Here is a 13678-nt window from a genome sequence, read left to right as displayed (position 1 = left end):
CGATGAAGCTACTGATTAGCGGCGCGACAGGCTACATCGGACAACGCTTGTCAGCCCTCGCGGCGGCAAGCGGGCATGAGGTTATTTGCGCCACCCGCCAGCCGTGCCCCGCCGCCTATACCTGGCTGCCCTATGACCTGCGGGGCCCGGCGCCCGAATGCCCGGCGGGCACCCAGGTGTTGATCCATTTGGCGGCCGACACATCGACAGCTGCCACCGGCGCAGACGACGAAGTCAAGGCGGCCCAGGCGCTGATCCGTTGCGCCCAACAAGGCTCGGCCAGGTTCATCTTCATCTCCAGTCAAACCGCCGCGGCCACGGACCCTGGCGTTTATGGCCGGACAAAGTGGCGTATCGAACAGCACGTGCTGGCCGCCGGAGGCAGCGTGATCCGTCCCGGCCAAGTCTACGGCGGCCTCGAACGTGGGCTCTTCGGATTACTGTCAGGGCTGGTTCGCCGAAGCCCGTTCATTCCGATCCTCATGCCCGCGCCTTGCGTGCAACCCATCCATGTCGACGACCTCGCGGCCTCGATACTCGCCGTTGCCGAGCGGGACGACATGCGTGCCGAAATCCTCAACCTGGGCGCCGTGCGGCCGATTGCCTTTGGCCGCTTCCTGAGGTCGATTGCGACGCACCGGGTCCGTGCCGCTCGTCTGCCAGTCCCTGTGCCGGTGGCATTGCTCAGGCTATTACGCCTGTCACTCGGACCCTCCTTGAGCGCTAAATTGGGCCTGGAGCGGATTTTTTCCCTCATCCGCCTGCCGCCCATGGACAGCGAACGTTCCCTGCAAAAACTCGGCATTCAACTGCGCCCCCTTGCCCACGGCATGCATCGCTCCGGCCACGGGCAACGTCGAGGCCTTCTCCAGGAAGCCACGGTGCTCTTGAACTACCTGCTCAAACGCCCGCCCCACAGAAGCCTGGTGAGTCGCTATGCCAGGGCACTGGAGCGTGCAGGAAAAACCCGCCCCGTCATTCACTCACGCTTGATGATGCGCTGGCCGATACTCCTGGCGCTTCTGGACAATCCCGGTGTCCTGCATCAGCCCGACGGCCAGGAACTGGCCTGGCGCCTGCAGGTTGCACTCGGTATTGCCGAAGCCAGCCCCCAGGGCGCGCAGGTGTTTCTCGGCGCCCAACAGCCGCCCAGCCTGGTCGCCACGTTGGTTGCGCTGGGACTCACCTCGTTCAAAGCGCTGGCGTGGAAGATCGCGGCGTTGTTAGGCCGCCCCTTTGCCCGCCAGTTGTTGCGTGGAAGTGAAGCCCATCGTGAAGTCTGAATTTGATGTGATCATTGTCGGCAGCGGCCCGGCCGGGACTTCGGCAGCCTATCCGCTGGTCAAGGCGGGCCTGAAAGTCCTGATGGTCGACGCCCAGGCCAATACAGGCTCAGCGATGCCGCCGACGCGTCCCTTTCTCAGCGCCCGGGCAAACGATGAGCATCAGTGGAAATGGATGATCGGCGAAAACTTCCACGCCTTGAACCAGCTGGACGCGGTATCGCCCAAGCTGAAGACGCCGACCCACTCCCATGTCTTCGAGGGCTTCAGCGCCCGCAATCGCATCGAGACCGACAATTTTATCGGCATCGGTTCACTGGCCACCGGAGGCCTGTCCAATGCCTGGGGTTGCGGCGTGGCAACGCTCGGGGCCAACGACTTTGCCGGGCTGCCCATCGATTATGCCGAGATGCAGGCGTCCTATGAAACGGTCGCCCGCCGGATCGGTATCAGTGGCCGGATCAACGACGATCTCTCAAGCTTCTTCGGCCTCGATGAGTGGTCGCAACCGCCCCTGCCATTGGACGCACTGCACCAGCGCCTGCTCGATCAGTACACCCGGCGCCGATCGGCGTTTCCCGAGTCGGGGTTTCGTCTTGGCCGCTCCAGGGTCGCCGTCTTGAGCCAGCCGCTGGACGAGCGCAAGGCCTGCGACCTGTCTGGAAACTGCTTGTGGGGCTGTCAGAACCAGGCCTTGTATAGCGCCTCGCAAGAGCTGCAAAAACTCAAGCAATACCCAGGATTCCAGCACGTCCAGGACCTCCTCGTGGAGGACCTGCAGAAACAGGACGGTGCATGGGCGATCACTGACCGTCGCTCCGCCCGGCGCTTCTGCGGCACGCGCCTGCTGCTGGCGGCGGGCACCCTGGCCACGACCCGGCTCGCCCTCAAGGGCCTGAACCATTCGGCCCCTATACCGCTGCTGTCATCACCGACGGCCGCCTTCCTGCTGTGGCTGCCAAAAATGCTCGGAACCCCAAGGGTGTCGACATTTGGCCTGGGCCAGCTATCGTTCGCCCTGGCGCTGACATCCAGTACCACGGCTTTCGGCTCGACGTTCAGCACCACAGGTTTGCCGATGACCGAGTTTGTCGGCCGAATCCCCATGAGCAAACGCTACAGCATCGAACTGCTGAAAAACCTGCTCAGCGCTTGCGTCGTCGGGAACATCTTCCTTCCCGGGCACCTGTCCAACAACACCGCGGTCTTGCGCTCCGACGGTTCGTTGAGCATCAGCGGCCATGTGCATCCCGAGTTGCCCGGGCTCATGAAGACTGCCGAGGCGAAGCTGCGCCGGATCTATTGGAAAATGGGCGCGCTGTTGATGCCCATGAGCTTCACCGTCGGCAGGCCGGGGGCGGATATCCACTATGCAGGCACCCTGCCCATGCATTCGACGCCCCGGATTGGGCAGACTGATCGCCTTGGCGAAGTCGCGGGCCTTGGTGGTGTGCATATTGTCGACGGCGCCTGCCTGCCCAGCCTGACCGAGAAATCCCACACGCTGACCCTCATGGCCAACGCGGACCGGATAGCACGTTCACTTGTAACAATGATAGGAAATCACAAGGCATGACCCGCAAGGTACTCTGCATCGTCGGTACGCGTCCGGAGGTCATCAAAATGGCCCCCGTGATCAAGGCGCTCCAGGCCGAAAACAATATCGTTTGTCGGGTGCTCGCCACTGCCCAGCACCGAAGCTTGCTGGACCAGGTGCTTGAGGCCTTCGCAATCACGGCCGACCTGGACCTGGACATCATGCGCCCCAACCAGTCACTGGCGGCACTGACCTGGTGCTTGCTTCGCGAACTCGACGGCATACTGCAAGCCGAGAAACCGGATGTGGTACTGGCTCAAGGCGACACGACCACGGTCATGAGTGCCGCACTGGCGTGTTTCTACCTACGAATTCCCTTTGGCCATGTCGAAGCGGGCCTGCGTACCGGGAACCTGTGCACTCCGTTCCCCGAAGAAGCCAACCGGGTAATCGCCGGCAAGCTGACCCGCTGGCATTTCGCGCCCACCCAGCAGGCCGTGGACAACTTGCTACGCGAGGGGGTCGCCTCCAGCGATATCACCCTGACCGGCAATACCGTGATCGATACCTTGCTGATGACTGCCGCACAGGACTCAGCCCTGACTGTCCCACTGGACGCCAGCAAACGCCTGGTGCTGGTGACCGCCCATCGCCGGGAAAATTTCGGCGAACCGTTCCAGAATATCTGCCAGGCCCTCAAGGACCTGGCCGAGCGGAATCCGGACATCCAGGTCCTCTATCCCGTCCATCCCAACCCGAGCGTCAAGGATGTCGCGCACCAACTGCTCGGCCAGACCGCGAATATCATTCTCTGCGCACCGCTGGATTACGCGCCGTTCATCGCGGCAATGAAGCGTTCATACCTGATCATCACTGACTCCGGAGGCGTGCAGGAAGAAGCCCCGGCCCTGGGCAAACCGGTGCTGGTCCTGCGGGAGGAAACCGAACGCCCGGAGGCGGTCGAGCTCGGCGTGGTCAAGCTGGTCGGCGCCAACCGGGACACCATCGTCGAAGCAGCACAGCGGCTGCTCGATGATCCGCGGGCTTATCAGGGCATGGCTCGTGGGGTCTCCCCCTATGGCGACGGCAAGGCTGCCGCGCGCATCGTCGACGTGTTAAGGCAGCACTTCCTGCCATGCGCATGATCTACCTGTCCCCGCTGCCATGGGCCAGCTTCAGCCAGCGCCCCCATCACTTCGTCAACGGGTATCACCACCAAACCGGGGCGCCGGTACTCTGGATCGATCCGTACCCGACGCGTTTACCCACGTTGAACGATTTCAAGCGCAAACCGCCTGTTGCCGACCTGCAAAGCGCCGCCGCTCCACCCTGGTTGCAGGTCTGCAAACCCCGGAGCTTACCCATCGAACCCATTCCGGGCTCGGCCATGATCCTCAAGCGACTGTGGCGCAACCTGCTCAAAGAGGCCGCGGTATTTTCCGCAGAAGGCCCATGCATGATCTGTGTCGGAAAACCTTCCGAACTGGCCCTGCAACTGCTGGCCCTCATCCCTGGAAGCCATGCTGTCTACGATGCCATGGATGATTTCCCTGCCTTCTATCAGGGCCTGTCACGCAGGTCCATGGAACGCCGCCAGGCACAGCTCATTCGACGGGTCTCCCAAGTACTGGCGTCCTCCACCCCCCTTCGCGACAAACTCCTGGGCACAACCGACCAGGTAGAACTGGCCCTCAACGCCTGTGACATGCACGCACTGGTGCCGGTCGAAAGCCTGGACCTGGGTGCCAAACAGCAGGTACTCGGCTACGTTGGCACGCTGGGGCGCTGGTTCGATTGGGAGCTGGTCATCGCGCTGGCGCAGGCCAATCCTGGAAACCGCATCCGGCTGATCGGCCCCCTCTTCGCGCCGCCGCCTTGCGTATTGCCCGCCAACATCGAGCTGCTCGCCGAATGCTCCCACGCCAATGCAATCGCCGCCATGGCAACGTTTTCGGTGGGCTTGATCCCGTTCAAGCTCAACCGCCTGACCGCCTCGGTCGACCCGATCAAATACTACGAATACCGCGCCCTCGGCCTGCCCGTCATCTCCACTCGCTTCGGTGAAATGGCCCTGCGTGACCGGGAACCGGGGGTCTGGATTGTGGATGAAGGCACCGATCTGCGTAAAACCGCCGTGGAAGCGCTCGCCAGCCAAAGCGACCGCGCGACTGTTCATCAATTTCGTCAGGCGCACCTCTGGGCTCAGCGTTTTTCTGCAATCAATCTCAAAAACGGCCAATAACGGCCGATACCCAAGATAAGACCCCGCAACTGGGGCGCAGGACAGAACGGTAGGTCAGTCATGACAGAGATTTATTTGCTGATAGCGCACGGCACGGACCAGGGCGAAGCTTACGTCCTGGGCTGGTTCGATGACCGGAGCAAAGCCCGGGAAGTGGCCGAGCAGAAAGAATGGGAAGCGTACCGCGCCAGCCTGAAGGAGAAACATCCATGGTCGAGCCACAAACCGCTGGCGCCGGACCAGACGGACTATCGCCGCTACTGGATCAAGACCATTTCAAAATTCGAGCATGTGCCGGTACCAAGGTCCTTTGCGGTTCATTGATCATCACGAATGAATATTCAACGAAACGAGCGTTATCGGTAGCGGTCTAGACGATTAAGCCCATCCGATGAGAGCATTCTTATGTTGAAATTCCTTGGCGGTACCGTAGGCATCATTTTCCTGATTGGCCTGATCGTGGTGATTGCGTTGTTCAAGTTCATTTTCTGAGCGCGGCGGCGGCGACCATTGGCTTGGCGTTCCACCTCCCTGGAGAGCAGATCGCAATAACATGACAATCACAGGGACGGATGAGGCTGACTGGGCGCCGCTGCAGCTTGAATGGCATCAAGGTTTCGCCTTCGTCGACGGCGTGCTGCTGGGCGACGGGCGAGTGCCTGATGTGTACATCATGCTCAACCCTCAAGACACACGACCCGGCGAGTTATCCCAATCTGCCAGCGCTGGGCACTATCCGCCCTCACCCTTGCTGGCCGATCAGCCGGTTTGGCGACATCGACGCAACCCTTGGGTCTTGCGCGACACGCTGCGCGATTACTACCTGCTTCCAGCCTACCGGGAGCGACATGGCTACCATGCGCTGCAGGCCCTGCCGTTTCGCTTCGACAACGGCCTGGAAAGCCTCGGCCACCGATACTGGCGTGACGCAACCGGCGCCTATTGGTTCGGCGACTACGCGATCAGCCAAATCCTGGAGGCGCGGCCCGACAGCCTGGCCCTATTAGCGTCGCCCGCCTCGGTGACGTCAGCCTCTGCCCTGTTCAGCGACGGAGTGAATATCTTCCTGCAAGGGCAATTTATCGCCAGTGCCACGCCGCGGGTGCGCTATTGCAACCATCCTTCCTATCGAGTGATCGACGGTCAGGTCTACAAGGGCTTCAAGCCCCTGCACCAGAAAGACGGCACGCCGCTGCCGATCGCAAACCCGGACGACTTCCAGATGCTCGCCCATCGCTGGGGCACCGATGGGCAGTCGATCATCGTGCAAGCGCAGCAAGGTTCGAGCATTTCATATGAATACTTCTACCGCATCGACCATGCCGACCTGACAACCTTCACCGTGCTTAACGAGCGCTACGCCAAAGACCGACACCGCGCCTATTACCTGACCGGCAAGAGCATTCGCTACGTTGGCGATTTCCACCTGCTCCAATGCTGGCAGCCGGCGTTCGATGAGTGCGGCCGCGTGGTCAGCGCCAGCGAATGCGAGCATGATTATTTTGCCGTGGACGACACGTTCGTCTACGCCGCCGGAACCCGCTTGCGTGATGCCCATGGTCCAAGTTTTCGCCACTTGGGGTTCGACTATTACCGTGATCACCAGCACGTCTACAGACGGCAGAAACGCCTTGATGTCGACGTGGAAAGCTTCGTAGTGACCCAGCTCTATCGCAATGACCAGGATTACGCGCCCGTGCTGGTCGGTGACAAAAACGGCCCGCTGGGCTCTGGAGGCGTCATCGATGCGGCCATGCAAGAGGCATGGGCTCCCTACTTCGAAGCCCATCCGCAGTTGAAGGACTATTGGTGGCACCGTCTACAGGCCCCGCCTGAAGCATCGCAAACACCTGCAGAACCGTTGCCCTTACGTGCCATCGGCCAGGGTTTCGAGCTGGGCCGGCAGGTGTATTTCCATGGACGCGTGATCAACGGACTTGACGCTGCGAGCTTCAAACTGCTGGACACGCACCTGTGCGGCGATGCCCAGGGTTTGTATCTGATCCCGTTTCATAACGCCGAAACCGAGGTGCCCGAGCGGTTTTCCCAGGAGCCCGCGGAGCACTTCCGCTCACTCGGGTCGCCCTACCTGACGGACGGTAAAACCGTGTTCTGCCACCGGATTTTTTACCATCCCCCGGAACCGATTCGTAAGGCGCAAGTGGCCACGTTCGAGTCCTGCGGTCATGGTTGGGCCAAGGATCAGGATGCGGTGTATTACTACGGCGAGGCGAAAAAACGGCTACATCCCTCGGACACCCGCATTCTCGGCACCTATGCCGTCAGCCCCACCCTGATTCTCTCGGAAGGCAAGCCGCTGGATGTGGCATTCGACCCTAATGAAGTCCGCGTGCCCCATCCCGACTTCCTGCAGCTGGGCACGCGCAAGTTGTTCTGCCACCGACGCCCGTTGAGCGCCAAGCGGATCGACCTGGCGACCCTCGAATTCCTGACGGACCGCTATGCCCGAGACAAGCACCGAATCTACCACTACGACGGTTATGCAACCCTGACCGAGGTCGACGAAGCGCTGGTCTTGCCGACCAGTTTCTCAGGCGCCAGCTTGCCGGAGGCGATCATCTCCATCATCGCGCCGTAACGGTGGGCCTGCATGCCATGGCTGCCACAGATCTCCAGCTCGTAGGCAATGACCTTGCTCATCGGGATTGCCGGCGTGCTGCGGTCGGCCAGCATCAAACCGACCTGGACATGCCACTTATTTCAACGTCCACGCTTTCAATCGAACAGTGGATTCACTACATTGGGTGTAACCCTGCTCTGTCGACACGGACCGTCATGACTACCCTATCCCCGATCAGCCCTGCCCTTCCCATCCAGACTCGCTCTGCCGTCGCGACATCGCCTGCAACAGTGATAGAGAGCGCTGATGTCTTGCCGGCTCGACCAGCGGCAATCGTCAGCCTGGGCACCCCCGTGGCCGATGTCGAATCACAGACCTATTCCCGACTCGGGCAACTGCCCGGCCAGGAAATTGTTCGTGTCTGGGAAAAGACAAGTCAGGATGCGGTCACTCGCGTCATGGGGACCAACCCCAGATCGCTGTCGATCGCCAGCCGCTTCCAAGGCCTGGGTGCAGCCTTGGTAGAGCAGTTCGCCAAGAGCGGTTCGAACATTTCCCAGTCCGTATTCCATACCACCTCGGACAAGGCTCACAACGCCCCCGAGATAAAATCCGAACAGACGCTGCTGCACAATAACGCCGACAACCTGATCAGTCTCAGCATCAAGACCGCCAGCGGCAAGACGGTCACCTTCAGCCTGACCAGCCAGGACGATGGTCTTGGCGTTCAGGCCACGGTAGACGGTGGCCCGCTGAGCGAGGACGAACTCAAGGCGATTGGCGTTCTGGGCAGTGCCTTCCAGGCCGCTGTCGACGGGTTGACCGCCGAGCCTCCCAAGCTCGACCTGGGCAAGCTGACGCAGTTCGACTCCAGCGTATTGGCCTCCATTGACCTGAACGCCAAGCTCAAGGGCGTGGACGGTGAGGACCTGACCCTTGCTTACCGCGCCGACAGCCAGAGCCGCACCACGCAAATGCGTGGTCCGGATGGCGAATTGAACTTGAGCGTGGACCTGAAGAACAGCGCAATCCTGGGCGATGCCAAGCAACAGGCCAACGCACTGAATAGCTACCTTGCCCAGTTTGATCGGGTGCAGGAGCGCGGGAGTGCCAACGCAGCCCTGATGGCGATGTTCAAGGACGCCTTCAGCGCCATGAACAGCCACTATCCACAGGGCGTTACCCCCACAGAGCCACTGACCCGTAACGTGGCGGACAAAGGCCTGCTGACCGGACTGGCAGACTTCGAGGCGTCCATCAAACAGACCATCAACGCGTCCAACCCGATGCGCCCGTCCGAAGTCGATAGCTTTGCCTACAACCTGTCGCAAAAGACGCTCGTCAACGGCTCCATCATGCGCAATCGCAGCATCGATCAAGTCCAGCAATCGAGTCTATCGGCCAGTTATCACAAGAGCCTGAAGAGCGGGAAAGCACCCGTGCTCGGCACAACTACCGACTCGCAGAACTATCGCTACGTAGAAGTGAATGACAAGGCCAGCAGCACGGCCAGCCTCGCCTACAAGGACGGCCGGCTGACCCGAGCCTTCGTCACGCAAAACGCCAGCCAGGACACACGGACACAGCAGTACGTCATGGGCAAAATGGTTGAAGAGACAGTGGTGCCGAAGGACGCTTCAACCAGCCGCAGTCATTTGGTCTTGCTGGAATACGCCGCCAAGGAAAGCAAGAAAACCAAGGATGCGCAGGAACAATCCTTATTGAAGGAAGCGCTCGCTACCCTCCACAATTCGGTGCTGCTGCAGGAAAACCCTTCGGCGCTGGTGCGTTGAAAGCAAAAGACAGTCGACTCGGCCTACAGGATGAAAGTGGATACTGACGGTTTTCCTGGCGATGATTTGCTTTGCGCTGGGCCGCGCCGTGCAGTGGTCCAGCGCATTACGTAAAGTTTTTCTACGTGCAACTGATCTACGTCAAGCCCATTCAGCACACAGCAAATACCTTGAAACTCGACTTCTAATGATCGTGTTCCAGGGTTTGCCATGGACCTCCTGCTCAAATTAGCCAATGGTGGAGCTGGCAGTCTGGCTTCCTACCTGGCCGCTCACGTCCTGCTCTGCCTGTTGCCAGCGTTTTTCATTGCCGGGGCAATGGCGGCACTCATTCCTAAAGCCAGCATCACGCATTGGCTGGGTCGACACGCACCTGTCTATGTTTCCTACCCTGCAGCGGCACTGGCGGGATCGTTGATTGCCGTCTGCTCGTGCACCATTGTTCCTTTGTTCGCGGGTGTGTACCGCAAAGGCGCGGGTATCGGTCCGGCGATCACCTTTCTATTTTTTGCCCCGGCAGGAAATATCATGGCCCTGGCCTATACCGGCAACATTCTGGGAGCGGAGTTTGCAATCGCCCGTTTGATCCTGTGCCTGATCTTCGGCATCGGTATCGGTTTGATAATGGCGGCTCTGTTCTGGAAAGACGACCTGACCCACGATGCACAGGCAGATGCCCTGTTCGCAGAGAAGGCCCGCATTAGCGGGCCTGCCCTGGGCATCCTCCTATCTCTGGTGGCCCTGCTGATCGCGGGCACCTTGAGACTGTGGCCCCTGACCGCAGGCCTGATCAGCATCGAAGTTCCGCTGTCCTGGGCCCAGGCGTGGCAGGACACCCTGTTTGACTGGGTTCCCTATGACGCCAGCAAAGGAGAAGAAGGCGTGAGCTTGCAAGGGTCTGTACTCATCGTCCTGCTCCTGATGATTGCGGCCACAGCCAAGCGTGGTCTGGATAACATCACCGAAGGTGCCAATGGCTGGACGTGGGTGGCACTGGGCCTGGCCGCCAGTACTTTGCTGATTGCCTCGATGCGCCTGACGCCAGAACCTGGCTCCTTGGTTTTCATCTTCACCGGTCGCGTGTTCGCTGTCGCATTGGCCCTGCTGTCCGTTTGGCACTTTGCCCGAAAACTGCCAGCCGAAGACTGGCAAAGCTGGCTGTGGGAAGCCTGGCGCTTCGTCAAGCAGATATTCATTGTGCTGGTGGTGGGTGTCTTCATCGTCGGCATGGTTCGCCAGGTGATTCAACCCGAATGGATTGAAAGCCTGACAGGCAGCAATTCAGTGCCCGCCAATGCCATGGCAGTAGGGTTCGGCGTGTTCATGTACTTCCCAACGTTGGTAGAAGTGCCCGTCGCCCGCATGTTCCTTGATCTCGGTATGCATCCTGGCCCGCTCCTGGCCTACCTGATGGCAGACCCGGAACTCAGCTTGCAGAGCATGCTCATGGTGGCGGCGGTGATGGGTCGCAAGAAGACCGCCGCCTATGTCGGGCTGGTCGCCGCGTTCAGCATCGTGGCCGGCCTGCTCTATGGCGCCTGGGTCGATGGCACCGGCTGGCTGACCCTGGGTGCAGGCGTAGCGGCCTTGCTGGCCATGACCGCTGCGATTGTCCAGTTGATCCGTTTTCAGCGTAAACAAACGACAAGCTGACATTCACACTTGGGAGCTTCCAATGCTGAAAATCAAAATCCTCGGTTCAGGGTGCGCCAACTGCAAGAAGCTGGAGGCCGTGGCCCGCCAAGCCGCGCAAAATCTAAATATCCCGACCGAATTCGAAAAGATCACTGACATGGCCAAGATGATGACCTATGACATCCTCTCCACGCCGGCGCTGGTGATCAACGGGAAGGTTGTAAGCAGCGGGAAGATTCCGACGGTTGCGGATATCCAGGGCTGGATTTCGACGGCGAGCCCCGCCGACACCTCCACATGCACGTAGCATGATGAGGTCCATGCCGTTTTGTCTGGCGGTCTCACATCGCCTCGGCATGCCTGGGTAAGGCGATGGAAATCAAGGCGGCCAGCAACACGAATGCGCTTGATATCCATAAGCACGCGCCCAACCCATAGCCCTGATAAACCCAGCCGGAGAGTACCGTGCCGATCAGTCGTCCCATGGCGTTGGACATGTAATAAAAACCCACATCCAACGACACGCCGTCTTCCTTGGCGTAGGACACGATCAGGTAGCTGTGCAGCGACGAGTTCACGGCGAACAACGCCCCAAAAACCATCAGCCCACCCAACAGCACCATCTGCTGCGACAGGCCGGTGTCCAGACCGAGCGCAATGGCCGCGGGCAAACCCGCCAGTAGCAGCGCCCACAGAAACGCCGCTCGACCATCCGGCACGTGCCCACGTTTCTTGCCAGTGATGTTGGGCGCGAAGGACTGGACGATGCCGTAGCCGATCACCCAGGCTGCCAGAAAGCCGCCAACCTTCCAGAAGCCCCAGCCCAAGACACTGCTCAGGTACACCGGCAAGGCCACCACGAACCAGACATCCCGGGCGCCGAACAAAAACATCCGCGCGGCCGAAAGGATGTTGATCGCCCGGCTCTTGGACAGGATGTCACGAAACCTGGGCTTGGCTTTGGCCTTGCCCAGATCCTTCTGTAACAAAATCAAGCTGCCAATCCAGATCAGCGCCAGGACGCCCGCCATGACCAGCAAAGCGCCTTTGAAACCGATCAATGCCAGCAGGGCGCCGCCGAGAAAGAAGCCGACACCCTTGAGCGCGTTCTTCGAGCCGGTGAGGATCGCCACCCATTTGTAGAGTTTGCCCTGCTGCCCATCGGGGACCAGAAGCTTGATGGAGCTTTTGGCGCTCATCTTGTTCAGGTCTTTGGCGATCCCGGACAACGCCTGGGCGCCCATCACCCAAGGGATGGTCAACCAGGCGACCGGCACCGTCAGCATCAACAGCGCCCCGACCTGCAGGCCCAGCCCGATGTTCATGGTTCGGTTCAGGCCCAGCCGGGCGCCGAGGTAGCCTCCCACCAGGTTGGTGATCACGCCAAAGAGTTCATAGAACAGAAACAACGCCGCGATTTGCAGTGGGCTGTAGCCCAACGCATGAAAGTGCAGCACCACCAACATGCGCAAGGCGCCGTCAGTGAGGGTGAAGGCCCAGTAATTGCCCGTCACGAGCAGGTACTGTCGCACGGGCGGCGCGAGGGCTGACAACGCTTTCATGACCGCCCTCAGACTGCCAGACCGACCAGTTTGGCCAGCTCGACGACGCGGTTGGCATAGCCCCACTCGTTGTCATACCAGGCATAGAGTTTGACCTGGGTGCCATTGACGACCATGGTCGACAGCGCATCGATGATCGATGAACGCGGGTCGGTACGGTAGTCGATGGATACCAGCGGGCGCTCCTCGAAACCGAGGATGTCTTTGAGCTCGTTCTCGGAAGCGTCCTTGAGAAACTGATTGACCTCCTCGACGGTGGTGGCCCGCTCGACTTCAAAGACGCAATCGGTCAGCGACGCATTGGCCAACGGCACACGTACCGCATGACCGTTCAGGCGCCCACGCAGCTCCGGGAAAATTTCGGCAATGGCGGTGGCCGAGCCGGTACTGGTTGGAATCAGGCTCATGCCGCAGGCACGCGCACGGCGCAGGTCCTTGTGCGGCTGGTCGAGGATGCTCTGGGTATTGGTCAGGTCGTGGATGGTGGTGATCGAACCGTGGCGAATGCCCAGCTTTTCATGGATGACTTTCACCACCGGGGCCAGGCAATTGGTGGTGCAAGAAGCCGCGGTGACGATGCGGTGCTGCGCCGGGTCGAACAGGTGCTGGTTGACGCCCATGACGACATTCAACGCGCCTTTTTCCTTCACCGGAGCACACACCACCACACGTTTGACGCCCTGATCCAGGTAAGCCTGCAGCACCGCCACGGTTTTCATCTTGCCGCTGGCTTCGATCACCAGATCGCAACCCGACCAGTCAGTGTCGGCAATCGTTTTGTTCGCGGTCACCTTGATGCGCTTGCCGCCAATCACCACTTGATCACCTTCTGCGCTGGCGTTGGTATGCCAACGGCCGTGCACAGAGTCGAAGTTGATCAGGTGCGCATGGGTGATTGCATCGCCCGCCGGATCGTTGATCTGCACGAATTCAAACTCCGGCCAATTCCAGGCAGCCCGCAGAGCGAGGCGACCGATCCGACCAAAACCATTGATACCCACTTTGATAGTCATGTTGTTGTGCTCTGTTGTCCGGGGCGTGCGAC

11 protein-coding genes and 1 pseudogene are annotated in these 13678 nt (G+C 60.3%); 9 read left to right on the top strand and 3 right to left on the bottom strand.

What is annotated here, in order from left to right; all coding sequences use genetic code 11:
* Positions 1–2 precede the first annotated feature (2 nt).
* The 6 genes from LQ215_RS12765 to LQ215_RS12740 all read left to right on the top strand — a co-directional run bounded on the left by LQ215_RS12765 (position 3) and on the right by LQ215_RS12740 (position 7661).
* On the top strand, positions 3–1283 hold the full coding sequence (locus LQ215_RS12765; protein WP_230150245.1) for an NAD-dependent epimerase/dehydratase family protein: 1281 nt from the start codon (positions 3–5) through the stop codon (positions 1281–1283).
* Positions 1273–2859 (top strand): FAD-dependent oxidoreductase, encoded by a 1587-nt coding sequence (locus LQ215_RS12760; RefSeq protein WP_230150243.1) that lies wholly within the window; start codon positions 1273–1275, stop codon positions 2857–2859. The genes LQ215_RS12765 and LQ215_RS12760 overlap by 11 nt, the downstream gene beginning before the upstream one ends.
* The gene (gene wecB / locus LQ215_RS12755; RefSeq protein ID WP_230150241.1) at positions 2856–3965 is read left to right on the top strand and encodes a non-hydrolyzing UDP-N-acetylglucosamine 2-epimerase; all 1110 of its coding nucleotides are present in this window, start codon (positions 2856–2858) and stop codon (positions 3963–3965) included. The genes LQ215_RS12760 and wecB overlap by 4 nt, the downstream gene beginning before the upstream one ends.
* A complete protein-coding gene (locus tag LQ215_RS12750; protein WP_230150240.1) occupies positions 3956–5062 on the top strand; it encodes a glycosyl transferase in 1107 nt (368 codons plus the stop codon). The genes wecB and LQ215_RS12750 overlap by 10 nt, the downstream gene beginning before the upstream one ends.
* Positions 5063–5122: 60 nt before the next feature.
* The gene (locus tag LQ215_RS12745; protein ID WP_003203536.1) at positions 5123–5386 is read left to right on the top strand and encodes a hypothetical protein; all 264 of its coding nucleotides are present in this window, start codon (positions 5123–5125) and stop codon (positions 5384–5386) included.
* A gap of 229 nt (positions 5387–5615) precedes the next feature.
* Positions 5616–7661 (top strand): DKNYY domain-containing protein, encoded by a 2046-nt coding sequence (locus tag LQ215_RS12740; protein WP_230150238.1) that lies wholly within the window; start codon positions 5616–5618, stop codon positions 7659–7661.
* Here LQ215_RS12740 and LQ215_RS12735 read toward each other — a convergent pair.
* A pseudogene (locus LQ215_RS12735) lies at positions 7562–7774 on the bottom strand (alcohol dehydrogenase); the annotation flags it as partial. The gene LQ215_RS12740 and the pseudogene LQ215_RS12735 sit on opposite strands and share 100 nt — an antisense overlap.
* Before the next feature lie 222 nt (positions 7775–7996).
* On the opposite strand from LQ215_RS12735, the gene LQ215_RS12730 reads away from it, so the two are divergent.
* The 3 genes from LQ215_RS12730 (at position 7997) to LQ215_RS12720 (ending at position 11378) form a co-directional block, all read left to right on the top strand.
* Complete coding sequence (locus tag LQ215_RS12730) at positions 7997–9436, top strand: lactate dehydrogenase (RefSeq protein ID WP_230150293.1); 1440 nt, start codon at positions 7997–7999, stop codon at positions 9434–9436.
* 210 nt (positions 9437–9646) lie between these two features.
* Positions 9647–11089: a permease gene (locus LQ215_RS12725; protein ID WP_230150236.1), complete on the top strand. Its 1443-nt coding sequence runs from the start codon at positions 9647–9649 to the stop codon at positions 11087–11089.
* A 22-nt stretch (positions 11090–11111) separates the two neighbouring features.
* Positions 11112–11378, top strand: a complete 267-nt coding sequence (locus LQ215_RS12720) for a thioredoxin family protein (protein ID WP_230150234.1) — start codon at positions 11112–11114, stop codon at positions 11376–11378.
* A gap of 34 nt (positions 11379–11412) precedes the next feature.
* Here the strand turns inward: LQ215_RS12720 and arsJ are convergent, their stop codons facing one another.
* Positions 11413–12633: an organoarsenical effux MFS transporter ArsJ gene (gene arsJ / locus LQ215_RS12715; RefSeq protein WP_230150232.1), complete on the bottom strand. Its 1221-nt coding sequence runs from the start codon at positions 12631–12633 to the stop codon at positions 11413–11415.
* An 8-nt stretch (positions 12634–12641) separates the two neighbouring features.
* Positions 12642–13646 (bottom strand): ArsJ-associated glyceraldehyde-3-phosphate dehydrogenase, encoded by a 1005-nt coding sequence (locus LQ215_RS12710; RefSeq protein WP_230150230.1) that lies wholly within the window; start codon positions 13644–13646, stop codon positions 12642–12644.
* Between the last annotated feature and the right edge of the window lie 32 nt (positions 13647–13678).

The organism is Pseudomonas brassicacearum, from assembly GCF_918698105.1.
Classification (GTDB): Bacteria; Pseudomonadota; Gammaproteobacteria; order Pseudomonadales; family Pseudomonadaceae; genus Aquipseudomonas; species Aquipseudomonas brassicacearum_F.
Note: the sequence above shows the minus strand (reverse complement) of the source record. Positions and strands in the feature narration are given on the sequence as shown.